This window comes from Limosilactobacillus gastricus PS3 (genome assembly GCF_000247775.1).
GTDB classification, from domain to species: Bacteria; Bacillota; Bacilli; order Lactobacillales; family Lactobacillaceae; genus Limosilactobacillus; species Limosilactobacillus gastricus_A.
This window is the reverse complement of record NZ_AICN01000078.1, coordinates 39,034-65,013: the sequence shown is the minus strand read 5'-3', so window position 1 is coordinate 65,013 and position 25,980 is coordinate 39,034. Positions and strand designations below refer to the sequence as shown.

The 25,980-nt window shown below is 41.8% G+C and carries 26 protein-coding genes and 1 other annotated feature; of the genes, 24 read left to right on the top strand and 2 right to left on the bottom strand.

Annotated features, from left to right (window positions below):
* Positions 1-6: 6 nt before the first annotated feature.
* From PS3_RS09325 to PS3_RS09210, 24 genes are all read left to right on the top strand, one after another.
* Positions 7-390, top strand: coding sequence for a hypothetical protein (locus tag PS3_RS09325; protein WP_040468825.1), 384 nt, complete (start codon positions 7-9; stop codon positions 388-390).
* Positions 390-2,549, top strand: coding sequence for a penicillin-binding transpeptidase domain-containing protein (locus tag PS3_RS09320; protein WP_040468824.1), 2,160 nt, complete (start codon positions 390-392; stop codon positions 2,547-2,549). Before PS3_RS09325 ends, PS3_RS09320 begins: the two co-directional genes overlap by 1 nt.
* A gap of 12 nt (positions 2,550-2,561) precedes the next feature.
* On the top strand, positions 2,562-3,497 hold the full coding sequence (gene mraY / locus PS3_RS09315) for a phospho-N-acetylmuramoyl-pentapeptide-transferase (RefSeq protein WP_007122809.1): 936 nt from the start codon (positions 2,562-2,564) through the stop codon (positions 3,495-3,497).
* A 17-nt stretch (positions 3,498-3,514) separates the two neighbouring features.
* Positions 3,515-4,891, top strand: coding sequence for a UDP-N-acetylmuramoyl-L-alanine--D-glutamate ligase (gene murD, locus PS3_RS09310; RefSeq protein ID WP_007122808.1), 1,377 nt, complete (start codon positions 3,515-3,517; stop codon positions 4,889-4,891).
* The gene (murG, locus tag PS3_RS09305) at positions 4,891-5,997 is read left to right on the top strand and encodes an undecaprenyldiphospho-muramoylpentapeptide beta-N-acetylglucosaminyltransferase (RefSeq protein ID WP_007122807.1); all 1,107 of its coding nucleotides are present in this window, start codon (positions 4,891-4,893) and stop codon (positions 5,995-5,997) included. The genes murD and murG overlap by 1 nt, the downstream gene beginning before the upstream one ends.
* Positions 5,998-6,015: 18 nt before the next feature.
* Positions 6,016-6,861, top strand: coding sequence for a cell division protein FtsQ/DivIB (locus PS3_RS09300; RefSeq protein WP_007122806.1), 846 nt, complete (start codon positions 6,016-6,018; stop codon positions 6,859-6,861).
* A gap of 128 nt (positions 6,862-6,989) precedes the next feature.
* Positions 6,990-8,378 carry a cell division protein FtsA gene (gene ftsA, locus PS3_RS09295; protein WP_007122805.1) on the top strand — a complete coding sequence of 463 codons (1,389 nt, stop codon included), beginning with the start codon at positions 6,990-6,992 and terminating at the stop codon, positions 8,376-8,378.
* Positions 8,379-8,406: 28 nt separating this feature from the next.
* Positions 8,407-9,669 (top strand): cell division protein FtsZ, encoded by a 1,263-nt coding sequence (gene ftsZ, locus PS3_RS09290; RefSeq protein ID WP_007122804.1) that lies wholly within the window; start codon positions 8,407-8,409, stop codon positions 9,667-9,669.
* A gap of 65 nt (positions 9,670-9,734) precedes the next feature.
* Positions 9,735-10,172, top strand: a complete 438-nt coding sequence (locus tag PS3_RS09285; RefSeq protein WP_040468821.1) for a cell division protein SepF — start codon at positions 9,735-9,737, stop codon at positions 10,170-10,172.
* A 15-nt stretch (positions 10,173-10,187) separates the two neighbouring features.
* The gene (locus PS3_RS09280; RefSeq protein WP_040468820.1) at positions 10,188-10,454 is read left to right on the top strand and encodes a YggT family protein; all 267 of its coding nucleotides are present in this window, start codon (positions 10,188-10,190) and stop codon (positions 10,452-10,454) included.
* A 3-nt stretch (positions 10,455-10,457) separates the two neighbouring features.
* Complete coding sequence (locus tag PS3_RS09275) at positions 10,458-11,243, top strand: YlmH family RNA-binding protein (RefSeq protein ID WP_007122802.1); 786 nt, start codon at positions 10,458-10,460, stop codon at positions 11,241-11,243.
* 15 nt (positions 11,244-11,258) lie between these two features.
* Positions 11,259-11,948: a DivIVA domain-containing protein gene (locus PS3_RS09270; protein WP_007122801.1), complete on the top strand. Its 690-nt coding sequence runs from the start codon at positions 11,259-11,261 to the stop codon at positions 11,946-11,948.
* 17 nt (positions 11,949-11,965) lie between these two features.
* Positions 11,966-12,180: a binding site (T-box leader), on the top strand.
* 59 nt (positions 12,181-12,239) lie between these two features.
* Positions 12,240-15,059, top strand: a complete 2,820-nt coding sequence (gene ileS / locus PS3_RS09265; RefSeq protein ID WP_007122800.1) for an isoleucine--tRNA ligase — start codon at positions 12,240-12,242, stop codon at positions 15,057-15,059.
* 88 nt (positions 15,060-15,147) lie between these two features.
* Complete coding sequence (locus PS3_RS09260; protein ID WP_040468818.1) at positions 15,148-15,351, top strand: cold-shock protein; 204 nt, start codon at positions 15,148-15,150, stop codon at positions 15,349-15,351.
* Positions 15,352-15,363: 12 nt separating this feature from the next.
* Positions 15,364-15,921, top strand: coding sequence for an NUDIX hydrolase (locus PS3_RS09255; protein WP_007122799.1), 558 nt, complete (start codon positions 15,364-15,366; stop codon positions 15,919-15,921).
* On the top strand, positions 15,914-16,270 hold the full coding sequence (locus PS3_RS09250; protein WP_040468816.1) for a hypothetical protein: 357 nt from the start codon (positions 15,914-15,916) through the stop codon (positions 16,268-16,270). The genes PS3_RS09255 and PS3_RS09250 overlap by 8 nt, the downstream gene beginning before the upstream one ends.
* 12 nt (positions 16,271-16,282) lie before the next feature.
* Positions 16,283-16,981 carry a 5'-methylthioadenosine/adenosylhomocysteine nucleosidase gene (locus PS3_RS09245; RefSeq protein WP_007122798.1) on the top strand — a complete coding sequence of 233 codons (699 nt, stop codon included), beginning with the start codon at positions 16,283-16,285 and terminating at the stop codon, positions 16,979-16,981.
* 3 nt (positions 16,982-16,984) lie between these two features.
* Positions 16,985-17,326: a cysteine desulfurase gene (locus PS3_RS09240; RefSeq protein WP_007122797.1), complete on the top strand. Its 342-nt coding sequence runs from the start codon at positions 16,985-16,987 to the stop codon at positions 17,324-17,326.
* Between the two features lie 109 nt (positions 17,327-17,435).
* The gene (gene mnmA, locus PS3_RS09235; RefSeq protein ID WP_007122796.1) at positions 17,436-18,569 is read left to right on the top strand and encodes a tRNA 2-thiouridine(34) synthase MnmA; all 1,134 of its coding nucleotides are present in this window, start codon (positions 17,436-17,438) and stop codon (positions 18,567-18,569) included.
* 82 nt (positions 18,570-18,651) lie between these two features.
* The gene (locus PS3_RS09230; RefSeq protein WP_040468813.1) at positions 18,652-19,425 is read left to right on the top strand and encodes a sulfite exporter TauE/SafE family protein; all 774 of its coding nucleotides are present in this window, start codon (positions 18,652-18,654) and stop codon (positions 19,423-19,425) included.
* Positions 19,426-19,504: 79 nt separating this feature from the next.
* Positions 19,505-20,164, top strand: a complete 660-nt coding sequence (locus PS3_RS09225; protein ID WP_007122795.1) for a histidine phosphatase family protein — start codon at positions 19,505-19,507, stop codon at positions 20,162-20,164.
* 13 nt (positions 20,165-20,177) lie between these two features.
* A complete protein-coding gene (locus PS3_RS09220) occupies positions 20,178-20,849 on the top strand; it encodes a tetratricopeptide repeat protein (RefSeq protein ID WP_007122794.1) in 672 nt (223 codons plus the stop codon).
* Between the two features lie 22 nt (positions 20,850-20,871).
* Positions 20,872-23,388 (top strand): SF1B family DNA helicase RecD2, encoded by a 2,517-nt coding sequence (gene recD2 / locus PS3_RS09215; protein ID WP_007122793.1) that lies wholly within the window; start codon positions 20,872-20,874, stop codon positions 23,386-23,388.
* 69 nt (positions 23,389-23,457) lie between these two features.
* The gene (locus PS3_RS09210) at positions 23,458-24,435 is read left to right on the top strand and encodes a ribose-phosphate diphosphokinase (RefSeq protein ID WP_007122792.1); all 978 of its coding nucleotides are present in this window, start codon (positions 23,458-23,460) and stop codon (positions 24,433-24,435) included.
* A gap of 53 nt (positions 24,436-24,488) precedes the next feature.
* Here the strand turns inward: PS3_RS09210 and PS3_RS09205 are convergent, their stop codons facing one another.
* Together PS3_RS09205 and PS3_RS09200 are read right to left on the bottom strand one after the other, a co-directional pair.
* Complete coding sequence (locus tag PS3_RS09205) at positions 24,489-24,929, bottom strand: transcriptional regulator Spx (protein ID WP_007122791.1); 441 nt, start codon at positions 24,927-24,929, stop codon at positions 24,489-24,491.
* Positions 24,930-25,034: 105 nt separating this feature from the next.
* Entirely contained in the window at positions 25,035-25,955 is a 921-nt protein-coding gene (locus tag PS3_RS09200) for a diacylglycerol/lipid kinase family protein (protein ID WP_040468811.1), read from the bottom strand.
* Positions 25,956-25,980: the final 25 nt, after the last annotated feature.

Sequence of the window (25,980 nt, the reverse complement as noted above, 5' to 3'; positions counted from 1 at the left end):
CGAACTATGGCTGCCAATGCTGCTCCAAAATTTAATCAACCATTAAGTGAGCCTAAGCCGCAGTCTGCTCCTTCCAAAGGTACTAATAGGCAACCACGCTTGGCGACGATCAAACGCGTTCGGTTCTCACCATTTGAAAAATTGATGTTAACCATTGGAACATTAGTTGTCACGGCCCTATTAGTTTTGTTAGTATCTACTAAGATTACGACCAACAACCGACAAGAACATCTGCAAAATTTGCAATCAACAGCTAGTAGTCTATCGACTTCTAATTCCGATCAACAACAGGAAATTGATGAAAAAACCAATTCATCGAACTTAAAAAGCGTAGCTAGCAAGTATAGCATGTCGGACGTAACCAATAGTACGAGGAACGTTAGTAAATAATGAGACTAAAGTTGCCTAAAATAAGGATAAAAGCAAATAAATCCAATCAGCGTGACCCAAAAGCCTTTGGTAAATGGCTTTTTTTTGTTGTGGGCGCGCTATTTGTTGTTTTTGGGATTCGCTTTGCTTATATTTCGATAGGTAAACACGTAAAAGGATATGATTTAGCCACCTTAGCCAAACAACGCTACACAAGTTCTTCAACCATTCAAGCTAAACGAGGGAAAATTTATGATGCTAATGGTGGTACGTTAGCCACCAATACGAGTCGTTATACTGTTTATGCAATTATCAGTCATTCCTATAAGAGCACGTCTGGAAAAAAACTATATGTTCAAAACAAGCGCAAAACGGCTAAAATTTTAGCCAAGCAATTAGGAATGTCAGAGAAGAAGGTCTATCAGTTACTTAATCCGGCGAATAAAAAAACTTACCAGGTTCAATTTGGGACGAAAGGTAGTAATTTAACGGCCAGTCAGATGTTAAAGATTAAACAATATCATCTGCCGGGAATTAAGTTTACGAAGACCTCAGCTCGCGAATATCCAGAAGGTAACTTCTTAAGTCAAATTTTGGGCCAGACAACAACTAAAGTTAATTCCAAGACCCACCAAACCTCTTTAGTAGGAACGATGGGATTAGAAAGTTACTTTAACAAGATCCTCAGTGGTGAAAATGGGGTTAAGAGCGTTCGTCAAGACGTATATGGATACAAATTATCTAGTTCGGAAGCTGGTGGACGTAAAGTAAAAGATGGTGGAAATGTTTATACAACGATCGATGAGCAGGTTCAAAATATGTTAGAAACGACAATGCAATCGGTTGAAGATAAGACTCAAGCGGAATCCTTAACTGGAATTGTCGTCGAAGCGAAAACCGGGAAGATATTAGCCGCCTCTCAACGACCAAATTTAACATCGGACACCCCCACTTGGGTGAATGCCCTCACCCAAACCACTTATGAACCAGGATCAACGATGAAAATCTTTGCCCTGAGTGCAGCGATTAATTCTGGTAAGTTCAATCCCAATAAGACTTACCAATCTGGATCGTATTCACTCGGTGGTGGGAAGATCACTGACTGGAAGACAGAGGGATGGGGAACCATTACCTATCAAGAAGCGATTGATCGATCCAGTAACGTTGGGTTTGCCCATATTGAACAAGATATGGGGGCTAAGACCTGGTTGAAGTATATTAAGGCTTTCGGTTTCCTTAAAGCGGCTAAAGTGTATGGACTTGGTCAAGAGGGATCAGGATCCACAACTTATAGTGGTTCCTTGGAACAGGCTAACACAGCCTTTGGACAAGGGATTACCGTTACTGGGATGCAAATTATTCAAGCCTTAACGGCCGTTGCCAATAATGGAAAAATGATGCAGCCTTATATCATTTCCAAAGTTACTGACAGTAATGGAAAAACTATCAAAAAAATTAAGCCTAAACAAATTGCGACCCCGATTACCAGTAAAACTTCGAAGCAAGTTTTGAACTATTTAAAAGGGGTTATCTATAACGATGACGGGACTGGGCAAGCCTATAAGGTGGATGGTTACACGATTGCCGGAAAGACTGGGACGGCCCAAATCGCCGGCTCCAATGGTAGCTACGAAACAGGAACCTATGATTATATTTATTCATTTGCTGGTTTTGCCCCGGCCAACAATCCGCGGTATATTGTTTACGTTACGATGACTAAACCTAAGACCGTTGATCAAAGTGCTGAAAACACTATTTCGACCATTACCACCCCGATTATCAAGTTCTTACTTGATCGTGATAAATCAGCTAGCAAGAAGAGTCCGGGGACAATTAAGATGCCTAACCTAATCGGCATGAATATTAATTCGGCAGCCAAATCTTTAACTAAGAATAATATATCGGTCACAACCCTAGGAAGTGGCAAAAAGGTCACTAAACAATCAGTGACCGCTGGTGAGCGCGTTATGGTTAAAAACCGGATCTTCTTATTGACTGGTGGAACTTATCAAATGCCTGATGTTAGTGGTTGGAGTCAAGCAGACGTTAATGAACTAGGTCAACTATTGGGATTGAAAGTTAAGACGAGTGGGACAGGATTTGTCTCAAAACAAAGTATTACGCAAGGAACGACGATTAAACAAGGCCAAACCTTAACAGTCACCCTTGCGAAAAAGTAAAAGGAGATTAAGATGAGTTTTTGGTTTTTAGGATTATCTTTAATTTGCGCGTTAGCCCTTACTTGGCTAGCGATGCCAACTTTAATCCGTTATTTTATTGCCAAAAAAGAAGGCCAACAAATTCGTGAAGAAGGACCAACTTGGCATGCTAAAAAATCCGGCACTCCGACGATGGGGGGCTTAATGTTTGTCTTAGCAGCTACATTTAGTACCTTACTCACAGGATGGCTTGCAGGACAATTAACGGCAATGTTGTGGGCAGTGTTGTTAGTATGGATCGTTTATAGCCTAATTGGAATGTGGGACGATAGTATTAAAATTTTTCGCCAGCAAAATGAGGGCTTTAAACCTTGGCAAAAATTTCTTTGTCAGGTGATTGCGGCCATTATTTTTGTCGCTATTTTCCGCTCAGATGATCCATCAGTGGGCTGGTTATATATGGCCTTTATCGTCTTTTGGTTAGTCGGGTTTTCCAATGCTGTTAATTTAACCGATGGATTAGATGGCTTGGTAACTGGCTTAGCTACGATTTCATTTTCGGCCTATTTGATTTTGGCGCTATTCCAACACCAATATGACGTTGCAATCTTCTGTACGGCGGTTATTGGGAGCTTAATTGGCTTTTTCCCATTCAATCACAAACCAGCGAAGATTTTTATGGGTGATATGGGTTCATTAGCGCTGGGGGGCGCTTTAGCTGCCGTAGCGATTATGGTACATCATCCATGGTCCTTGTTGTTGATTGGACTTATTTATGTAATTGAAACTGCTAGTGTAATTCTCCAAGTATTTTGGTTCCGGCGAACTGGTAAACGGATTTTTAAGATGACACCAATCCATCATGCCTTTGAAATGGATGGTTGGTCAGAATGGAAGATTGATTACGTCTTTTGGTTGGTTCAGTTGGTGGCCGCAGCAATTTCAGTTATAGTGTTAATGGCAATTTAAAGTAAGGGGTGGCCCGCGTGAAGGCAATTAAGACATATCAAGGTAAACGAGTTTTAGTAATTGGATTTGGAATCAGTGGGGTTAATGCGGCTAAGGTATTAGTAAAATTAGGAGCTAAAGTGACCATTAATGATTTAAAAGAATCTGATGATCAAACGACTATTAATGAATTAAAAGCTTTGGGAATTCGTATTATTATGGGCGCGAATCCTTTATCGTTAGCTGATGAAGGATTTGATCTGGTAGTTAAAAATCCTGGCATTCCATATACGGTTCCTTTAATTGCCAAATTTGTTACCCAAGGGACGCCAATTATTACTGAACTTGAATTAGGTGCCCAGATTTTTGAAGGACAAATTGTGGCCGTAACCGGAAGTAATGGTAAGACCACCACGACAACTTTAATTCAGCAAATGTTAGCTAAGGAATCCCAACACCAGGTGGTTGCTGCAGGGAATATAGGGGTTTCTGTTAGTCAACAAGCACAAATGTTAACGAGTGAAGACACAATGGTAATGGAAACCTCAAGTTTTCAATTGCTAGGAGCACCAACTTTTCGCCCCCATATTGCGGTGATCACCAATATTTTTACTAGTCATCTCAATTATCATGGTAATCGGCAAAACTATATCAATGCCAAATTAAACATTACGCGCAATCAAACGAAGGATGATTTTCTGGTGATCAACTGGGATCAAGAAGAATGGCAGGAACTGTCACGACGGACTGAAGCTCAAGTGATTCCTTTTTCACGGGAAAATAAATCTCAAGCCGGTGCTTATCAAGATCATGATCAATTGTTCTGGCAAGGCGAAGTCGTGATGTCGGTGGCCGACGTCAGTTTAGTTGGTCCCCAAAATATCGAAAATGCCTTGGCGGCGATTGCTGTGGCTAAACTAAGCGGGGTGTCAAACGAAGCTATTCGTGAGGTATTGTCGTCATTTAGTGGAGTTCGCCATCGATTACAATATGTCATGACGGCTCAGGGACGTAAAATTTATAACGACTCGAAGGCAACCGATATCGAAGCCTGTGAAGTTGCTCTCCAAGGTTTTAATCAACCGGTGATTTTAATTGCGGGGGGACTTGATCGGGGTGATGATTTTTCCCGATTAGCAACTGTCTTTAAAGACCATGTTAAAGCTTTGATTACGGTTGGAGAAACCAAGGAACGGTTGAGCCAGGCGGGAAAGCAGGCAGGAGTTCCGATTGTAAAAGAAAGTCAAGATGTAATTACCGCAGCGCCAATGGCTTGGCAGCTTAGTGAACCTGGTGACGTTATACTGTTATCACCCGCTTGTGCTTCATGGGATCAGTTCCCAAGTTTTGAAGTTCGAGGTGATCGATTTATTGAAACAATGGAAACAATTACCGGTCAAAAGGAGGAAGCTTAATGAAACTCATGGTTGCTGGTGGGGGAACAGGTGGCCATATTTACCCTGCATTAGCATTAATTGAACGGCTCAAACAGATCGAACCAACAACTCAAGTTTTATATATTGGCACTACTCGGGGACTTGAAAATAAAATTGTCCCTCAAGCAGGTCTAGAACTACGGACAATGGAAATGCAAGGATTTAAGCGGTCATTATCGGTCAGTAATTTAAAAACGATCTATCTTTTCCTAAAATCAGTCCAGACTGCCAAGAAATGGTTAAAAGAATTTCAACCCGATGTCGTTTTAGGAACCGGTGGCTATGTTAGTGGCGCCGTCTTGTATGCGGCCGCTAAAATGGGAATTCCAACAGTAATTCATGAGCAAAACAGTGTCGTCGGCGTTACAAATAAGTTTTTGAGTAAGTATGTTGATGAGATTGCGATCTCCTTTCAAGCTGCTCGATCGCAATTTCCGAGTGATAAAGTGACTTTAACCGGAAATCCCCGAGCTCAACAAGTGTTTATGCATGAGCAGACGGCATTTTCCTGGACTGCTGACGGCTTACAAGATCAGGTCCCAACTTTAATGATTTTTGGTGGGAGTCAAGGTGCTCCCAAGATTAATCAAAGTGTGGTCGAAGCTATTCCAGAATTCAACCAGCGTCACTACCAAGTGATTTTTGCGACGGGTCAAAAACGTTATGATCAGGTAATGCAGGATTTAGCGGGTGTCACTTTAAGCAACAACGTTAAAGTTGTTCCCTACATTGAAGATATGCAAAAGAAGTTACCACATGTTGATGTCTTGGTTTCGCGGGCTGGCGCCACTACTATTGCCGAAGTAACGGCTTTGGGGCTACCAACAATTATGATTCCTAGTCCCTATGTGACGGCAAATCATCAAGTCAAGAATGCTCAGGCATTAGTTGATAAGGGTGCAGCGGAAATGATACTTGAGGATCAATTAACTGGTAAAAGTCTCTTAGATGCAGCCGACCGGTTGATGTTAGATGAACGATTGCGGCGACAAATGGCTGGTAAATCCGCCAAACTTGGTCATCCAAAGGCAGCTGATGAATTAATTACGGTTTTAAATCAAGCAATTCAAAAACACCAAAAATAAGTAGAAAGGAGGATGACGATGCCAACTCCAAGTGGACGTCAGGAACATGAACGTTATCAAAACATATTAAAAAATCTTGAACAACGGAATCGACTTGCGAATGAGCCTGATGTTCAAAAGCGCGGCGCTGGCTTACATCATTCGATCGCACATTTTCATCGTTCGATGAAGCGTGGCAATCGTGAACGGATGTTAAGTATTGTCATTCCTTTTAGCTTGATTTTGGCTTTTATGCTATATATTGTGTCGCCCTTTAGTAAGGTTAATAAAATTCAAGTAACGGGCTGTGATAATTTGAGTGCGCAGCAAGTTAAACAAGCGGCAAATTTGAAATCAGGGAATTTTATTTGGCGGGTTTTCTATCAGCAAGCAGCTGTCGAAAAAGTTGCTCGGAAAAACAATTTACAGATTAACCAATTAAAAATTGAGTTGACTGGGCCACAAAGTATCCGAGTCGTGGTAAAAGAATATCCGATTGTGGGAATCGTTACTAACGGTAGTCGAAGTCATTATCTTTTAGCTAGTGGTAAAAAAACAGCTGTTTCAGGTGATGTAACGTCTTTTATCCAATATCAAGGTTTCACTAAACATGCTAAGCAGTTAACGGCGACGACCGCCCAAGTTGGTAGAATTTCGACAGCAATTCGTGATGGAATATCCGAAGTGGTTTATTCACCATCGTCTGATGATCCAGAACGGTTGATCTTATACATGAACGATGGCAATACGGTTTATGCCCGGATTTCAAATTTATCTACCAAGATGAAATATTATCCATCAATTGTGAAGAAAATGACGGATGCCGGAATTGTTGATTTACAATATTCTGCTTACTCATATAGCTATAATTCGAAAAGTGAATAATTTTGCTTTTTCAGATATAAATGTGTTTGTCATGGTGTTAGATTGTGGTAAAATCTTTTTAGATTACGTTAAGAATGTTTTTAGTGTGCATTCTGAAGTATTAACATTTTTTAGGAGGTTCCGAGAGCATGCAAAATACACAACTCTATGTAGGTTTAGACATTGGAACCACCTCAATTAAAGTTCTTGTTTGTGAAAATGTTAAGGGAGACCTCAAAGTGATTGGTGTGGGTACCCAGCCAACTACGGGGTTGAACCGAGGAGTGATTGTTGATATTGACAAGACCGCTAGTGCGATCTCTCAGGCGGTAGCTCAGGCTGCTGAGAAATCAGGGGTTCAAATTCGAGAAGTGGTTGTTGGGTTACCAGCGAACTATTTACGCCTTTCAGAAGTTCATGGAATGGTAACCTTGAACACTGAACAAGGTCAATCACGTGAAATTACGGATCAAGATGTAATTGATGTGGCTCAAGCAACCATGAATCAGGCCCTTTCGCCGGATCAAGAACCAATTGATTTGGTGATTCGTGACTTTGCCGTAGATCGATTTACGGGGATTAAGGATCCACGTGGCATGGTTGGCGTTCGATTGGAAATGTGGGCAACCATGTACAGTGGTTTAACGACGGTCATTCACAATGCTCGCAAAGCGGTTGAACAAGCCGGGCTGAATGTCCAAGACTTTGTGATTGCACCAATTGCAACAGGTTTTAATTTATTAAATGATGGTGAACAAGATTTTGGGACCCTAATGGTTGATCTGGGTGGCGGTCAGACCACGACCAGCATCATATTGGATCATCAATTAAAATTTGCTTATGTTGACCCAGAAGGTGGCCAATTAATTACCCATGATATCTCAGAAGTATTAAATACTTCCCAACGAAACGCCGAACAATTAAAGCGTGATCATGGGTTTGCTAATAGTGAATTAGCTTCTGATGACGTGCAATTACCAGTGGAAGTCGTTGGTAAAAATCAACCTGTTAATATTTCAGAAAAGTATCTATCAGAAATTATTGAAGCGCGGGTTCGTCAAATCTTTGAGCGAGCTAAAAATCAATTGGATTCAGTTCAAGCACCGGATCTTCCGGGTGGATTAGTCTTAACCGGTGGAGTTGCTGCCCTGCCTGGTATCAAAGAACTAGCTAGCGAATACTTCAGCGGTAATATTAAGGTCTTTGTGCCTGACCAAATGGGGATTCGTCATCCTGGATTTAGTCAAGTCTTGGCTTTATGTCGTTACGAAAGCAATCTGAGTGAAGTGGAACAATTGGTAAAATTAGTGGTTAACCAAGGAGCATTGATCGAAAGCCCTCATCAATATGGACAATTCCAAAACGTTCCTGAACCACAATATCGGCCACCAGTTGCCCCTACACCTCGACGGGCTGCCAGTGAGGGAGATAACAATCAAAGTGACGCTCCACGACCAAGTCGGCCGAACCAACGGAAGTCAAGTTCCAATCCAACAATTGAAAAGGTGAAGGGCTTCTTTAGCAATTTCTTTGATTAAAAACAATTCCGATTCGGAGGGAAAATAAATGGATAAAACTGCAAATACTTTTGATAACCGTGGCGCCCGGATTAAAGTTATCGGGGTCGGCGGTGGTGGTGGAAACGCCGTTAACCAAATGATCAACGAAGGAGTTCAAGGGGTTGAATTCATCGTTGCTAATACTGATTTACAAGCCCTTGAAGGTAGCCAAGCTCCGGTTAAAATTCACCTAGGACCTAAGTTGACGCGTGGTCTTGGTGCTGGTTCAAATCCTGATGTAGGGATGAAAGCTGCTCAAGAAAGCGAACAAGAAGTTGCTAAAGCACTAGAAGGTGCTGATATGGTCTTTGTTACTGCCGGTATGGGTGGTGGTACTGGGACTGGTGCTGCTCCTGTAATTGCCAAGTTAGCTAAAGATTCGGGTGCTTTAACTGTTGGGGTGGTAACGAAACCATTCTCATTTGAAGGAAAGCATCGGACTGACCTTGCTAACGAAGGTTTGGAACAAATGAAGAAGAATGTCGATACTTTAGTCACGATTGCAAACGATCGGTTATTAGAGATTATCGACAAAAAGACTCCAATGATGGAAGCCTTCAAGAAGGCTGATGACGTGGTTCGGCAAGGGGTTGAAGGGATCTCTGATTTGATTATCAACCCTGGATACATTAACTTGGACTTTGCTGACATTCGTCATACCATGACCAATCAAGGGTCAGCTTTGATGGGGATTGGCTCATCAAACGGCGATAATCGGGCTGCAGAAGCAACGAAGAAGGCGATCTCATCCCCATTGTTGGAAGTTTCTATCGATGGAGCTGAACATGTCCTAGTAAACGTTACTGGTGGTAAAGATCTATCGATGTTTGAAGCCCAAGAAGCTTCAAGCGTTATTCGTCAAGCTGCTAACTCCAACGTTGACATTACCTTTGGGATGGCCTTGGATGATACCTTAAATGATGAAGTGCGGGTAACAGTGATTGCAACTGGTATTAATGGTAATGGAACTAGTAAAAACACTAGTAGCCAACCAACTCGGTTCGAAACTCCCAGTCAACCTGCGCAACCACAACGGGTAAGTCAACCTACATCTGCTCCAGTTCAACCTAGTCCGCAACCGGAAGTGTCAAACGATCCTTTTAGCGGCTGGAATGATCCAGGTAATGATGTTTCTGATGACTTACGGAGTGGTAATCTTCGTGGTGCTCAAAAGCCAAGCTTTAGCGTACAAAACGACAATCTTTCGAACAATAATGATAATGGCGAAGACCTTTCACGGCCGGCCTTTTTCAAGAACCGTCGGAAGTAATATAAAGAGTGATGGGGAAGCAGCAAGGACGTTGACTTTCCCATTTTTTAAATAAAGAGGAGTATATTATGGCTAACTTTTTTAGTAACTTGTTCGGCGTGGACGATGAATATAACGAACAAGAAGAATATTATGACCAAACTACATCAACCAACGCCACGACTAATGTTCGAAACAGTAAGGTAGTCCCATTTGACAGTAGTAACCGTTCCAGTACTTCAACGCCGAATAGTCAAATTGACTTAGTTGAACCACGCTTATATGGTGATGCTCGTGAAATCGCTACTCAATTATTAGATGGGAAGGCCGTTATTGTTAATTTTTCCCAAATGGACGCTAATACGGCGGTTAAAGTGGTTGATTTCTTAAATGGTGCGATCTTTGCCATTGACGGGGAAATCAAACGCATTGGTGAACAAATCTTTTTATGTACCCCACGGAATTTTGAGGTTGCGGGCAAGTTAGCGGCTACCCTTAAAAACATGGGACAATCAGAAATGTAAGAAGGAGTTGTGTGCATGGGCTTTATTTTATGGGGATTATCAGAACTAATTCGGTTATATATTTTACTCATTGTGGTTTGGTGTTTGTTAACTTGGTTTCCCGGAGCAATTCAATCTTCCTTGGGCCAATTCATTACCAAGCTAGTTAGTCCATACTTGAGCTTCTTTGATCGGTTTGTTCCTGCATTGGGTGGGGTTTCTTTTGCCCCAATTATTGCCATCATTGTTTTATATGTGGTTCAATATGGCATTCAAGGATTAGCATACTTTTTGGGAGTCTAAAGCTTGGATAATCTTAATGTAAAGCAGCATTTTCGTCCTGATGAAGGTCCTTTGATTGATCAAATCCAAGATTGGCTTGAAACAGTTCGAGATCAGTATCGACCAATTTTAACCTGGTTTTTAAATCCTCGGCAACGTTACATTTTAACGACCATGGTTAACCAAGATGATCAAATTAAAGTTGCTTTTAATGGTGGCTTCGCCAATGCTGAAATGCAACGGGCTTTAATTTTTCCGGATTATTATCAACCACAAGATTCGGATTTTGAATTACAGCTATTAACAATTGATTACCCACGTAAGTTTGCGGAGTTACATCATCGCCAGATAATGGGGAGTTTGCTCTCAAGTGGCATTGATCGTAATGTTTTTGGTGACATTTTGGTCCATGATCAAGATTGGCAAGTAATAGTCGATACCAAAATGGTCACGTACATCCAAGGCCAGGTCACCCAGGTGGGAAAAATTCATATCAGCTTCTTACCGCAAGCAATGTCGGCAGTGATCCAATCCCAATCAGATTGGGAAGAACTTTCGACTACTGTGGTATCATTGCGCTTGGATGCTATTGTGGCAACAGCCTTTAATTATTCACGGAATCGAGCAAAATTGGTGATTGAACATGGTTTAGTTCGGGTAAATTGGCAAGAGGTTAGTCGGCCGGATTTCACGGTGGCAATTTTTGATCAATTATCAGTTCGACATGCTGGTCGGGTACAATTACAAGCCGTAAATGGATATAATAAAAAACAGAAAATTAGGATATCGTTAGGGATAATTCATGCCTAGCAATTGGAGGATAGTATGGGTTTAACTGTAGATGAAATTACGAATAAAACTTTTGATAACAAAATGCGGGGATTCAACCCGGATCAAGTGAAAGAGTTTTTAGGACAAGTTGCGGGGCAATTACGCGAGTTAGAAGCGCAAAACCATGAATTAGCTGAAAAGGCCAAGGCGAGTGAAGAAAAATTGCGCTATTTGTCGGATTTAAAAGATTCACTGAACAAATCAATTTTGGTTGCCCAAGAAGCCGCGGAAAAAGTTAAAAATAATGCTGAGCGTGAAGCTGAAATAACTGTTCGAGAGGCGCAGAAACAAGCAACAGATATAGTGACTGCGGCGAATGAAAAAGCAAATGCGGTGATTGCTGAATGTGCTAATTCAACGCGGAAGTTAACCGTTGCTACTAGCGATTTAAAAAAATCAACCCGGATTTTCCGGCAACGATTACAAGTAATGTTAGAATCACAATTAGAAGTATTACATGGCGAAGATTGGGATCAATTGCTCGCTGACGATGACTACAGTAAATTGGACGATTTAGAAAAGATTTTAGGAAGTCGGCTTGACAGTGATTCATCAGAAAGTGTAGAATCTACACCAACAACTCAAACTACTAGTGAATCACTGGAACCATTAAGTGAAATTCCAGATTCGGAAAGTGAAACAGATGATGGGAAAACCGTAGTCGTCTTTCCAGAAGATAACTAACTAGTTTGAATTATCTTTTTAAAGTAATGAGGAACCCTGCAGTTCGAATGCTTTTTTTCAGAGAGCTAGTGACCGGTGTGATACTAGTAAAAAGCATGAATTAGCAAATCAGTTCCGAACGTTAAACCGAAGCTAGTAAGTTTAACCGGTTCATCACCGTTAACAAATGGAGAGCGATTCAAGCAATTGAGTCGGAATTTGGGTGGTACCGCGAGCACATTTCGTCCCTTGATCGGGATGAGGTGTGCTTTTTATTTTAAAAAGAATTAGCAAAACATTAGGAGGCACATGATGAAAGTTAAGGATACCTTAAATTTAGGTAAGACTAAATTTCCCATGCGTGGTCATCTTCCAGAGCGGGAAGGACAACGTGAAAAGTTATGGGAAGTGAATAAAGTATATGAACAACGACAGAAGTTAAACGAAGGGAAACCAACCTTTGTCCTTCATGATGGACCTCCATATGCTAATGGGCCAATTCACATTGGTCATGCTATGAATAAAATTAGTAAGGACTTTATTGTTCGCTACAAGTCAATGACCGGCTATCGAGCTCCTTATGTTCCTGGTTGGGATACCCACGGGTTACCAATTGAGCAACAGTTGACCAAAGAAGGTTATGACCGGAAGAAGATGAGTACGACTGATTTCCGCGATCTTTGTTTGGAATATGCTAAGAAGCAAATTGACATTCAACGAAAAGGCTTTAAGCGTCTTGGCGTTTCTGGTGAATGGGATAATCCATATGTGACTTATGCTCATGAATACGAAGCTGCCCAAATTAAGGTTTTTGGCGCCCTTGCTGAAAAAGGCTTACTATATCGAGGTAAGAAACCAGTTTACTGGTCATGGTCCTCAGAATCAGCCTTAGCAGAAGCCGAAGTTGATTATAAGGATATTACTTCGCAAAGCGCCTTTTATGGTGAACGAGTCAAAGATGGCAAAGGCGTCCTTGATAATGACACCTACTTCTTAGTTTGGACGACGACTCCATGGACGATCCCAGCTTCTGAAGGGATTGTGGTTGGAGCAGATTTTGATTATTCACTATTTACCCATGATGATGATCCTAAAAAATATGTGGTTGCCAGTGATTTAGTTGAAAAACTATCCGAAAAATTTGGTTGGCATAATGTTCAAACGCTGAAGACCTATAAAGGGGCTGAGTTTGAATACATGACCGCTGAACACGCCTTTTCCAGTGTCGATCCATTTTATAAGGATCGTGAAGTCCTTGTTATGTTAGGTGATTTCGTTACCACTAGTGATGGGACGGGACTTGTCCACACCGCTCCAGGTTATGGGGACGATGACTACCAAGTTGGGATCAAGTACGGTTTACCAGTCTTTGCTCCAGTAAATGACCAAGGGTACCAAACTGAAGAAGCAGGTCCGGATTTTGCTGGGGTCTTCTACCAAGATTCAGAAGCAATTGCCTTAAAGAAATTAGAAGACGCTGACCTCCTTGTCCTACAAGAAGATGTCACGCACAGTTACCCATTTGACTGGCGGACCAAGAAGCCAATTATCTTCCGGGCTACTGATCAATGGTTCGTGTCAATTGATAAGATGCGGGATGATATCTTAAAGGCTGTTGACGAAGTGACTTACTACCCTGCATGGGGGAAGACTCGCTTGCGTAATATGCTCCGGGATCGTGGTGACTGGGTAATCTCTCGGCAACGGGTTTGGGGGGTCCCATTACCAATTTTCTATGCCGAAGATGGCACGCCAATTATGACAAAGGAAACAATTGACCATGTTTCTGATCTTTTCCGTCAATATGGTTCGAATGTTTGGTTTGATCGCGATGCCAAGGATCTTTTGCCAGAAGGTTTCACTAGTGAACATTCACCAAATGGTAAAGTCACGAAGGAAACTGACATTATGGATGTTTGGTTTGATTCAGGGTCTTCTCACCAAGGGGTCTTAGCGGAACGGGATTACTTGACTTATCCAAGTGATATGTACTTGGAAGGTTCAGACCAATACCGGGGTTGGTTCAACTCGAGTTTAATTACCAGCGTGGTGGTTTCTGGCCATGCCCCTTACAAGTCAGTACTTTCACAAGGCTTCACCCTGGATGGCGAAGGTAAAAAGATGAGTAAGTCCGTTGGGAACGTTATTGATCCAAACGAAGTCGTTGAAAAAATGGGGGCTGAAATTATCCGCCTTTGGGTAATGAGTGCGGATACTTCTGCTGACGTCCGGGTTTCCATGGGAACCTTGCAACAAATGTCAGAGGCCTACCGGAAGTTACGGAATACCTTCCGTTTCTTGTTAGCTAATACCAGTGACTTTGATCCTAAGACCAACCGGGTTGATTATGCTGATTTATCAAGCGTTGATCAATATATGGCGGTTAAATTTAACCGATTCTTAAAGCATATGCGGGAATACATGGACCAATATGATTTCTTGGATTCATACAAGTTGTTGATTAATTTCGTCAACAATGACCTTTCCGCTTTCTATATGAATGTGGCTAAAGATGTCTTATACATCGATGGCGAAGATTCACAAACTCGGCGGTCCATGCAAACGGTCTTTTATGATATCTTAGTTGGCATGACTAAATTGTTAACACCATTCCTCCCACACACCACGGAAGAAGTTTGGGAATACCTACCAGAACCAGAAGAATATGTCCAATTAACGGAAATTCCCGAGGCAGTTTCCTTTGACCAAGAAGATGAATTATTGGCAACTTGGGATGCCTTTATGGAATTACGTTCGCATGTTTTAAAGGCGCTAGAAGAAGCGCGGGATGCCAAATTAATTGGTCGTTCACTTGAAGCGGAAGCGGACCTTTATGTTACGCCAAGTCAACAAACGACGTTGGATAATCTTAATGCAGATGCTGCTCTGATGTTCGGTGTTTCTAACCTTCGCGTACATTCAGTTGATGAAACACCAGCTGATGCGGAAGTATTCAATGACAAAGCTGCAGTTAAGGTCTCGGTGGCTCAAGGAGAAACTTGTGAACGGTGTCGGATGGTCAAAGAAGATGTTGGTTCCGATCCGGACTTCCCACAACTTTGTGCGCGGTGTGCTCAATTAGTGCGGGAAAACTATCCTGAAGCGGTAACCGAAGGCTTTGAAAGTAAGTAAGCCTCGATGGCAATCATGACATTCAAATCACATTAGTGTAAAATACCAAGTAATGTTTACATTACTTGGTATTTTTTTGAGGTTAACCATGATTACGGGAAAAATTACGAAATATGATCAACAAAAAGGGAATGGAATGATTCAAACTCCGCAAGATGGCGAAATCTTTTTTCGCAAGCGCAGTATTGAAAATTTACGCAATCAATCGTTAACGGTTGGACAATTAATGGGATTTGTGATTGTGGAAGGTAAGTACGGTCCGCAAGCAGCCCACATTAAAGTCATCAATTAGGAAGTGATTTAAATGAGCTTTAAAGAACGTGTGACGGATGTGAAATCTGTTTATCAAGGCAATGTCATTGAAGTGGAATTACAGACCGTTGAAACCCCGAATGGTCATCAAGCGACCCGAGATGTGGTCCGGCATGCGCCTGCAATTGCTATTTTGGCGATTACGAATGATCATAAAATGATTTTGGAGCGCCAGTGGCGAAACCCGGTTAACCAAGTGACGATTGAAATCCCGGCAGGGAAGCTGGATGAACGGGATCATGGTGATGATTTTTTAGCTGCTAAGCGAGAACTAAATGAAGAAACCCGTTATCAAGCTGAAAAATTAGTAAAAATCAATGAAGATTTTTCTTCCCCTGGCTTTACTGATGAGAAATTAAGTTTTTATTTAGCGACTGGATTAAGTGCCGTCGATGAGGCTTTACCACAAGACGCGGATGAACAAATTGAGTTAATTTATTTATCTTTACCGGAAGCCTTGGCTCAAATTCGTCAAGGAAAGATTAATGATTTAAAAACAATTATGGCCATTTACTTTTGGCAATCGATGGTAGGTGAAGCTAATGAATGATCATAATTCTGAGGAGATGAGTCGACGGGCTTATCGTCAAGCTCATGAGGTACCTCAAGAAAGCCCAACAACGGAGACAACACCTAGTCGTCGTGAGCAACATGCCAAGCAAGATAATAAATTGTTAAATCGTCTGAAAAAAGTGAGCCAGCAAAAAAATCAGACTGAAAGACCCATTGATCAACCGGCTGAGGAAGCGACCATGACGCGGGGGCAAAGTCAGCAACAATCAAAACAGGCCCTTGAAGCCGAAAAGACCGCGGCGATGAAATGGAAGTTAAATGTGGTGATTGGGATTTTGATCGTCTTAATTATCATTGTTTATGCGATCTTATTTTTAGTGGGTTAAAAGGAGAGTAATATGATATATGGAATAATTTGTGCGATGCCAGAAGAAATTAAGGAATTAACGGCTCAATTAGAACATCCTGTGACCACAACGATTGGCGATAAAGACTATTTGAGTGGTCAAATTAGTGGTCAAGAAGTGGTGTTAGTGGAATCGGGGATTGGCAAGGTAGAAGCGGCGATTACAGCCGAACATTTGATTACGGATTTAAAAGCTGATGTGGTGATTAATTCGGGATCAGCTGGGGGAATTGGTGAAGGTTTAGCGGTAGGCGATGTGGTTGTATCAACAGCGACAGCCTATCATGATGTGGATGTCACTGCATTTGGTTACGAGAATGGTCAATTACCAGGGCAACCTGCTCGGTTCACCGCTGATCAGTCATTAGTAGCGGCTTTAGTAAAGGCCGGTGCAGAGACTGGTTTAACGGTGCGAACGGGACTGATTGTTTCTGGTGATCAATTTATCGCGAGCCAAGCCCAAATTGCAGTGATTAAGCAAAAATTCCCGGACGTTTTATCTTCTGAAATGGAAGGGGCAGCAGTGGGCCAAGTTGCCAATGATCACCAAGTTCCTTATGCGGTCGTCCGCGCAATGTCAGATAATGGCGACGAAGATGCGGGAGTTAGCTTTGATGAATTTATTATTGAAGCGGGGCAGCGTTCCGCGAAGATGTTGTTACAACTATTTGCGAATTTAGCAGAGGGGTAAAAGATGCAATTTCAGGCTAGTCAACAAATTACTGGCGATTCTACGAAGTATCAAATTAGCGAACACATCAAGCAATATCCATTAATTGATTTAGGCTTTGAAAAAACGCGCCAAGGTAATTATAAATACGAAGGAAGTTTAGATCGTCAGAATCCCTTTAAACCGGTAGCTAAGTTACGGATTGTCATTAATCAAGACTTAACCGGATTCAAAATGGAGACGGTGAATGCGAATGGGTTGCAAAAGATTAATATCTATCAAATGCCGCGTGCAGAGGAATTTAAAACGCAACTCCAGTTTATTATGGATGAGATGGTTGAACGCGAGATTTTCAAACGGGGCTAAATCATTTTTAATGCAAGGTCGACGGGCCTTTGCTACAATGGAAACACTGGACATGCGACCTTCAATCGTAGACGGTTCAGAATCTACACAGAAATGATGGTGAATAAGCATGACTGATAACAGTCAAACGCGCGTAGTTGTCGGGATGAGTGGTGGTGTCGACTCATCCGTCACGGCTTTGCTACTTAAACGTCAAGGCTATGACGTGGTCGGGGTGTTTATGAAAAATTGGGACGACACCGACGAAAATGGGGTTTGTACGGCGACGGAAGACTTCAAAGATGTGGCAAAAGTAGCAACCCAAATTGGGATTCCATACTATTCCGTAAACTTTGAAAAGGAATACTGGGATCGGGTCTTTAAGTATTTCTTAGCTGAATATAAAAAAGGCCGGACCCCCAACCCTGATGTTGTCTGCAATAAGGAGATTAAATTTAAAGCCTTTATTGAATATGCTAACCAATTAGGGGCCGATTACATTGCAACGGGCCATTATGCGGATCTAAAGCGGGATGCTGACGGGAAGATGCATTTGATGCAGGCGAAGGATCAGAATAAGGATCAGACTTATTTTTTAAGTCAACTGGACCATGCTCAATTGGACCGCGTGATGTTCCCCTTAGCTAACTACACTAAACCAGAAATCCGACAAATTGCCAAAGAGGCTGGTTTAGTGAATGCCAAGAAGAAGGATTCCGTGGGAATTTGTTTTATTGGCGAGGATGGGAATTTTCGGAATTTCTTAAGTCAGTATTTACCTGCCCAACCGGGAGAAATGCAAACGACTGACGGTAAAGTCGTCGGTCAACATGCTGGATTAATGTACTACACCATTGGTCAACGCAAAGGATTAGGTCTCGGTGGAACTAAGGAGAATAACGATCCTTGGTTTGTGGTTGGGAAGGATCAAGCCCAGAATATTTTATATGTGGGACAAGGTTATGATAACGAAAATCTAATTGCTACACATTTGGAAGCTAGCGATATTCACTGGGTTGATGATGTACCAGCTACATACGGCACCACTTTCCATTGCACGGCTAAATTTCGGTATCGGCAAAAGGATGTCGGTGTGACCGTTAAATTAAGTGATGATCAAAGTCAGGTTACCGTCGAATTTGATGAACCAGCACGTTCGATCACTCCTGGCCAAGCGGTTGTGTTTTACGATGGTCAAGAATGTCTGGGTAGTGCGATTATCGATCGGGCTTATCACGAACAAAAGCTATTGCAATATGTTTAATTATTAGCATATAATACAAGTTAATCATAACAATTGAGGCGTGCAGCCTCTTTTTTTAACTTTTAAATCGAGGGAATTAGGAATGGGGACGCTTTTATTTTGGGCTGCTCTAGCTGTCGTGGGTTTCTTAGCTGGCTTAGTAAGTTCGGCGGCGGGGTTGGCCTCTTTAATTTCATATCCAGCTTTATTAATGTTCGGTCTCAGCCCGATTATGGCTAATGTTACTAATACCTTTGGTACCATTACCAGTTCAGGGAGTGCCTTGTTGGCATCAATTCCCGAATTGAAGCATTCGGCTAAACAAATCTTACGCATCTTACCAATTACAATCGTCGGGGCGGTAATCGGTTCCTTCCTTTTATTCATGATTCCGGAGGCTCAATTTAAGCATTTAGTGCCATTCTTTATGTTATTTGCGGCAGTGACCTTATTATGGCCGCGGCGCTCAAAGAAGGGGCAATCCCTAAAGGAAGAAAGTAAACAAATTAAGCATGCGCGTCTGAGAAATCTTTTTGCTTATATCGGGGTTTGGTTAGTATCGATTTATCAAGGCTATTTTGGTGCTGGAGCAGGTGTATTGGTCCTCACCTTATTTACAGTGATTAATCGTGATCAAACTTATGCCACCAATAATGCCATTAAAAATGTTTCCATTGCGGTGACTAATATTCTATCGGTGATCATTTATGCCTTTGAAACCACCATTTTGTGGGGGTACGTCTTACCAATGGCAGTCGGCTACTTCTTTGGTGGATTAGTTGGTCCCCGGATTGTTCGCTACGTTCCCACTCGGGTCATGCAAATTATCGTGGGGATTGGAGCTTTGATTTTGGCAGTGGCCTTAGCAGTTTGGTAATTTAATCAGCAAATTATTCCCTATTATTCTGATAATTTGGTATCATTAAAAAAGTATAACGGGTGGAAAGTGATTTAAGATGACAACCTTTTATTTTATTCGACATGGCAAAACAGAATGGAACTTACAGGGCCGTTACCAAGGTGCTAATGGGAATTCACCATTGTTGCCGGAAAGCCACCATGATATTAAATTATTGGCTCAATATTTAAGAGGAACAGAGTTTAAACATGCCTATACGAGTCCCTTATTACGCGCCCAGGAAACGGCGACCGAACTGATTGATCAGTTAGGGATGCCGATTCCGTTGACCTTGGATAAGCGAATTGCTGAAGTCAATTTGGGTGATTTGGAGGGGATGTATTACCGTGATGCCCAAAAGCAATGGCCAACGGTAATTGATAATTTTCATTATCATGCTGATAGCTATAATGAACAAATTATTCATGGCGAAAGCTTTCCACACGTCATCGAACGATTTAAAGAAGCGATTCGGGATTATGAGCATTTTAATCCTACTGGCAATGTCTTAGTGGTTTCCCATGGGGCGGCCTTAAATGCTGGTATTAACGGGATCTTAGGGGTGCCCTTAGCGCATTTGAAAGATCGAGGGGGCTTGAGTAATACCTCAACGACGATTGTAACGACTGAGGATCAAGGGATGACCTTTGAACTTCAACAATGGAATGAAACTTCATATTTACAGCGTCAATTTATTGATCCAACTGATACAATTTAACGGGGGTGAAAGAATGGATCCAAAAGTACAATCTAATCAATCTGAAAAACTTGTGCATAGCCTAGTTCAAGCGATTGATCAGGAACCAACTAAATTCAACAATTACTATGAACTTGGTTCATTATTAACACGACTGCAAGATTTTGAGCAAGCTGAAGAGTTGTTTATGAAAGCACTCGGAATTTTCGAACAACGCGATGATTCTCGCGCCGTGGATTTTTTGAAATATGGCTTGGGCAACCTTTACTACACGGTTGACAAGGTTGATGAGGCGATCAAGTACTATGATCAGGTATCTGATGAAAATTTAAAAGCAGATGCTTACTTAATGATGGCCCAATCATATGTAAAAAAACATGATTATAAACGAGCCATTGTATATGGACTCACCGCTTATGAAGCTCGGCCTTCAGATCCAGAGATTGCACAAGTGCTCGGGGATGCTTTACTGGCGACTGGTGAATTTAAAGAAGCGGCTAAGTATTATGATCAGATCTTAACCCGTCATCCTGGCCGGGCGGATACGCAATTTAATCGTGGACTAGTGGCAATGGCCATGAATGAACCATATACGGAATATTTAGAGCAAGCACAGCAATTAGACCCTGATTATTATAAAGCTAGTGAACAACGGATTGAAGAGATTAAAGCAACCTTGCAACAATTGAATTTAGACGAAAACTAAAGCTGAATTTAGGGAGAAAACAATGGCAAAAAAGGCGCAAGCAGATTACAACACTCCCATTCAGCATTTAGCAAATGTCACCACCACAGGTCCCACCTCGTTTACTGGTACGGTTGAACGAGTGATTTTTAATCGGGGGCTTTTTTTTATTGTGGCGGTTTCGGTTGAAGATGCTAATTTTGAATGGGATACTGATAAGATTACAGTTACCGGGCAACTCGGTGAAGTCGTCGAAGGTGATCAGTACGAATTTGATGGACGGGTAGTTGATAATCCACGTTATGGCCTCCAATTTAATAGTAACGGTTGTCATGCGGTTTTACCGCATACAGCTAAGGACTTGACTAGATTTCTGCGGGGTCGGCACCTACCATTGAATCATGTTGCAACAGCTGCGCGACAAATATTTGATCATTTTGGTAAAGAAGCGGTCAACCATTTATTAGAGCAACCGACCGATCTGGCTGAAATTAAGACAATGGATGCGGCTGATCAACAAGTCTTGATTAAGTTATTCCAACAACTCAGTTTTGGTAGTTCTACGAGTCAAATTATTCAACGGCTTAAAGGCTTAGGCTTTTCAGAACGTTTTGTTAACCTAATTTTTGATCAATATGGGACGCGCGCCTTGCAAGTTTTAGATGATAATCCATATCAATATGCGATTGATTTGCAAGAACGGGGGCTAACTTTTCTCATGGTAGATCAAATTGCCCAGGAATCATTAGGCATGGTGGGTGATGATGATCGCCGGATCCAAGCTGCCCTTTTATGTCTAGCGGACGACCTCACAAACCAACAGGGGGGCACTTATGTGCAAGTTTCCCAATTATTACAACAGGCTCAGCAACGTTTAAATTTCACCAAACCAACGGTTGATCAAGAACAAGTGCAAACCCAACTACAAATATTATTAGAGGACAAACGTTTATATCAGGAAAACGAAACGGATGTCTATCCAGCCAGTTTGTATCAAGCCGAATGGCAAATTGCCCAGGAGCTGCATGATTTAACTGCCAATCCGATAGAAGTTGATGAAGACCAACTTACCGAAGTGGTTAAAACCGTTAGTGATCAACAAGCCATTCAATATGACGAAATTCAAATTGATGCAATTAAATTAGCTTTATCTTCGCGGGTCATGATGATTACGGGGGGACCAGGAACCGGTAAAACCACCATTTTAAATGGGATTGTACAAAGTTATTTGCGCTTGTATCCAGATAAGACCGAAAGTAACGTGCGCTTAGTCGCACCGACTGGACGGGCGGCTAAACAAATTAATGGGGTAACAGGGATTGAAGCCAGCACGATTCATCGATTACTCGGTCTAACCTTAGATAACTCCGCTGAAGACCTACTTCAAGGTAATGACTTAACCGCGATAAGTGATGATTTATTAATCGTGGACGAAATGTCGATGACGAGTACCATCCTATTTGCGACCCTCTTATCGGCAGTAGAAAATAATTGCCAATTGATCCTAGTTGGTGATGTTGATCAACTACCATCAGTAGGCCCAGGCCAGGTTTTTCATGATTTGTTAGCCTTTGATCAGTTACCGCAGTGTCGCCTATCACATATTTATCGCCAAGCCGATGACTCTTCAATTATTCCTTTGGCGCAACGGATCAATCAGGGACAAGTCGATCCAGCTTTTTTTGCTCCGACCCCAGCCAATCGTTATGCGCGTCGTCAGTTTATTCGCTGTTCCAGTCGGGTAGTTACCCGTCGAATCGGCGAAATTATCCAGCTATATCAATATAAGTATCAACAGCAATTAATGGATATTCAAGTGCTAACGCCTTTTCATGGAGGCGCCTCTGGAACCGATTCATTAAATCAGTATCTACAAGATTTATTAAATCCAGTTACTGACCAGCAACCAGTATATCGAAGTAGTCAAGGTGAACTGCGGATAGGTGATAAGGTCATGCAAACAATGAATGATGCCGAACGAAATGTCTTTAATGGTGATGTTGGGATTATTAAAACAATTGAAGGCAATGCGGTATTAAATGGTGACCCTCAGGCAAGGTTCAGTCTTAAAATGACCGTTGATTTTGATGGTCAGGAGATTGAGTATGAACGTCCCAATCAAGTAGCCGCCTTGCAACTAGCTTATTGTATGACGATTCATAAATCACAAGGTAGTCAATCACCAGTAGTTATCATTCCTTTGTTTAATGATCAATTCTATAGTGCCAGTCAGCACGAAACGATCTTGCATCGGAATCTTTTATATACTGCCGTGACGAGAACTTCCCGAGCTTTGATGATGTTGGGCGATCCCGAAGCGTTCGTCCAATGTGCCCAATCGCCAACTGTTTATCGTGCGACATCGTTAACCCAACGGCTGGTATCCGTATGGGAAAATTCAGAAGCTAAGGAAATTGCACCACAAAAAGCTTCTGAAAACGGAAAGGCTACTCAAGGAGTTCAGCCTAAAAGACCGGGAGTACTTACCGCTCAAATGGTGCTGAATGAAGAGGTCGATCCAATGATTGGGATGACCGGAATTAAACCGCAAGATTTCTAAACGTGCTTGCAAGTCCGATGGATCCTTGTAATAATATTAGTAGTTATATGTGTGGGAAAGGAACCAATTATGAGTGAACTACAAAATGCTGCCGATGTAAGATTATTTGCTTTAAACTCGAATCGTCCCTTAGCCGAAAAAATCGCGGAAGAGCTAGGATTACCGCTCTCAGAATGTACGGTTAGTCATTTTGCGGATGGTGAAATTTCGATAACCATTAATGAAAGTGTGCGGGGCCGGGAAGTCTACGTGATCCAATCAACCTCGGATCCGGTCAATGATAATTTAATGGAATTGTTAATTATGATTGACGCTTTACGTAGAGCGAGTGCTAAAAAGATTAACGTGGTTTTGCCTTATTATGGCTACGCTCGTCAAGACCGGAAGGCCCGCTCTCGGGAACCAATTACGGCCAAGTTAGTGGCTAATTTATTGGAATTGGATCAGATTGATCGCTTGATTGCGGTTGATTTACATGCCGCCCAGGTACAAGGATTCTTTGATATTCCGGTTGATCACTTACAGGCTGCCCCAACCTTGGCCAAATACTTTTTGGACCAAGCGATTAGTGACGATCTCGTGATTGTCTCGCCAGATCATGCGGGGATGACGATGGCAAGACGGTTTGCAGAATTACTAGGTGACGATGTGAGTGTTGCCATTGTTGATAAGCGGACTGAAGATACCCGCGAAAATCCTGATCTAACCATGCCTAGTATGATTATCGGGGACGTCAAGGATAAGGTAGCGATTATCGTTGATGATATTATTGATACGGGAAATCGCCTAACTAATTCGGCTGAACTAGTTTCAAAAAAGGGTGCAAAGGAAGTCTTTGCCGTTGCAACCCACCCGGTCTTATCGGGGGATGCATCAGAACGAATTCAAGCCTCCGCCATTAAAGAGATGGTCACAACTGATACGATTGTTGTTCCTGAAACAAAGCAATTTGATGAATTAAAGCAATTATCGGTGGCGCCATTATTAGCAGAAGCAATTATTCGGATTCATAACCATCAATCAATTCACCACTTATTTAAAATTTAGTCCTAAAAAAAGGGATGCTGATGAAATTTCACCAGCATCCCTTTTAGACAGTCTTATTTAATACGCGCATATTCAACTTGTGGTTGTGGTCCCATGGCAGGGGTTAGCTTACCAAGCAAGCGATTTAATTCGAGACGGCGTTGCCGCTTAGGAATAAATACCCCCATTTTTTCTTGATCGAATCCAGTTACCAATTTGTTTTCATTAAAAATAATTGGGTTCCGCAAGATGTGTGGGTTAGTTGCTACTGCTGCAGTTAATTGATTAATTGTGACATTTTCAGAATCCATCTTTAAAGCTTTCGTATCACGGGAGCGCTTCGAGATAAGATCCTCGGTCCCATCCATCGAGATGGCAAGTAGATCAAGCACTTCAGCTTGGGTTAAAGGTTCCTTTTCGATGTTACGTTGAGTAACAGTGATCCCGTGTTGGGTAAGCCATTGTACGGCTTTACGCTTTGATGGATCATTAGTGTGGAAAAATAAAGTAACCATCCAAATCACTCCTTTCAAGATATATCTATTGTACGTGACAATTTTTTTATTGAAAAGTGATTTACCAGCTAATTAAATAATTCTTTACTTTTAGTAACCAATTCTTTAAGAGTCTTTAATGATATCCCAAAATGGATACCGAACGCTGTCGATTGTTAAGTTAACTAAGTGACTGCCTTTAACTTCATGATCAGTAGTAATAGTTAATGGCTTCGAAGCACTAAAGTGGAACCATTTTTCCCGATACCGTTGGCTACCAAGTAAGAATAACTGTTGATGGCGAAACATTAGCCACAACCCCCAGATGAGACGCCATTGGTGATGTCCTTTAGCAATGGCAATTTCAAGTGGTGGTCGTAAATATTGCTTATTCCGAAAATGATAGGTTCGAGTGAAAGGAAAGTTAACTACTTGGGTATTGATAGCATTTGGAAAAATAATATGATGACGATTAACGTTCAACATTAAATTGTATGGGGTAATTTGCTTACTAGCTTGGTGAGCTGCTCGTAAATACCGCCAGGTCCGAATGGGGCCAGGGCCAATTAATTGATCCACCGCTGCTGACAAACCAATCGATAGACGATTGATAAAGTAACCTTGGACTTGATCAGCAGAATTAATATAGTGGCCGAGATTGATTTCGACCGGTTTCTTAGTCGTTAAGATCCGATTAATTAAAGTATTTGGTGAATGGTTAACATTTAATTGTTTAGCCAAAAAGCTATTCGGATTAGTCGGAATAAAGGCAAAAGGAATTGTGGCTCCTTGTTGATCCGAGGGCATTAACCCATTAATGACGGCATTTACTAATTCGTCATTGCCGATTACGACTACAACCAAATTCTGATGGTGGTGAAGGCGTTCATAGGATTTATGGGCCAAGCGTTGGGCATGCTGATAGTCTTGGATAAAAGCAAATTCATAGGCACACTGGGCTTGATCTAAAATTGGTTGAATCGTTTGCCAGATCGTGCGACCTTGGTCGTGATTTACAGTGGGATTGATGAGAAAAGATAGGTACATCTCACGACCTCCTTTCGGTCAAAAA

Excerpts from the sequence above, each read along its gene's own strand:
- ileS (WP_007122800.1), top strand. The coding sequence starts at position 12,240 with ATGAAAGTTAAGGATACCTTAAATTTAGGTAAGACTAAATTTCCCATG.
- PS3_RS09320 (WP_040468824.1), top strand. The coding sequence starts at position 390 with ATGAGACTAAAGTTGCCTAAAATAAGGATAAAAGCAAATAAATCCAAT.
- mnmA (WP_007122796.1), top strand. The coding sequence starts at position 17,436 with ATGACTGATAACAGTCAAACGCGCGTAGTTGTCGGGATGAGTGGTGGT.
- PS3_RS09230 (WP_040468813.1), top strand. The coding sequence starts at position 18,652 with ATGGGGACGCTTTTATTTTGGGCTGCTCTAGCTGTCGTGGGTTTCTTA.
- PS3_RS09240 (WP_007122797.1), top strand. The coding sequence starts at position 16,985 with ATGCAATTTCAGGCTAGTCAACAAATTACTGGCGATTCTACGAAGTAT.
- mraY (WP_007122809.1), top strand. The coding sequence starts at position 2,562 with ATGAGTTTTTGGTTTTTAGGATTATCTTTAATTTGCGCGTTAGCCCTT.
- PS3_RS09255 (WP_007122799.1), top strand. The coding sequence starts at position 15,364 with ATGAGCTTTAAAGAACGTGTGACGGATGTGAAATCTGTTTATCAAGGC.
- PS3_RS09220 (WP_007122794.1), top strand. The coding sequence starts at position 20,178 with ATGGATCCAAAAGTACAATCTAATCAATCTGAAAAACTTGTGCATAGC.
- ftsZ (WP_007122804.1), top strand. The coding sequence starts at position 8,407 with ATGGATAAAACTGCAAATACTTTTGATAACCGTGGCGCCCGGATTAAA.
- PS3_RS09250 (WP_040468816.1), top strand. The coding sequence starts at position 15,914 with ATGAATGATCATAATTCTGAGGAGATGAGTCGACGGGCTTATCGTCAA.
- PS3_RS09325 (WP_040468825.1), top strand. The coding sequence starts at position 7 with ATGGCTGCCAATGCTGCTCCAAAATTTAATCAACCATTAAGTGAGCCT.
- PS3_RS09245 (WP_007122798.1), top strand. The coding sequence starts at position 16,283 with ATGATATATGGAATAATTTGTGCGATGCCAGAAGAAATTAAGGAATTA.
- recD2 (WP_007122793.1), top strand. The coding sequence starts at position 20,872 with ATGGCAAAAAAGGCGCAAGCAGATTACAACACTCCCATTCAGCATTTA.
- PS3_RS09205 (WP_007122791.1), bottom strand. The coding sequence starts at position 24,929 with ATGGTTACTTTATTTTTCCACACTAATGATCCATCAAAGCGTAAAGCC.
- PS3_RS09225 (WP_007122795.1), top strand. The coding sequence starts at position 19,505 with ATGACAACCTTTTATTTTATTCGACATGGCAAAACAGAATGGAACTTA.
- PS3_RS09210 (WP_007122792.1), top strand. The coding sequence starts at position 23,458 with ATGAGTGAACTACAAAATGCTGCCGATGTAAGATTATTTGCTTTAAAC.
- ftsA (WP_007122805.1), top strand. The coding sequence starts at position 6,990 with ATGCAAAATACACAACTCTATGTAGGTTTAGACATTGGAACCACCTCA.
- murG (WP_007122807.1), top strand. The coding sequence starts at position 4,891 with ATGAAACTCATGGTTGCTGGTGGGGGAACAGGTGGCCATATTTACCCT.
- PS3_RS09200 (WP_040468811.1), bottom strand. The coding sequence starts at position 25,955 with ATGTACCTATCTTTTCTCATCAATCCCACTGTAAATCACGACCAAGGT.
- PS3_RS09300 (WP_007122806.1), top strand. The coding sequence starts at position 6,016 with ATGCCAACTCCAAGTGGACGTCAGGAACATGAACGTTATCAAAACATA.
- PS3_RS09270 (WP_007122801.1), top strand. The coding sequence starts at position 11,259 with ATGGGTTTAACTGTAGATGAAATTACGAATAAAACTTTTGATAACAAA.
- PS3_RS09280 (WP_040468820.1), top strand. The coding sequence starts at position 10,188 with ATGGGCTTTATTTTATGGGGATTATCAGAACTAATTCGGTTATATATT.
- PS3_RS09260 (WP_040468818.1), top strand. The coding sequence starts at position 15,148 with ATGATTACGGGAAAAATTACGAAATATGATCAACAAAAAGGGAATGGA.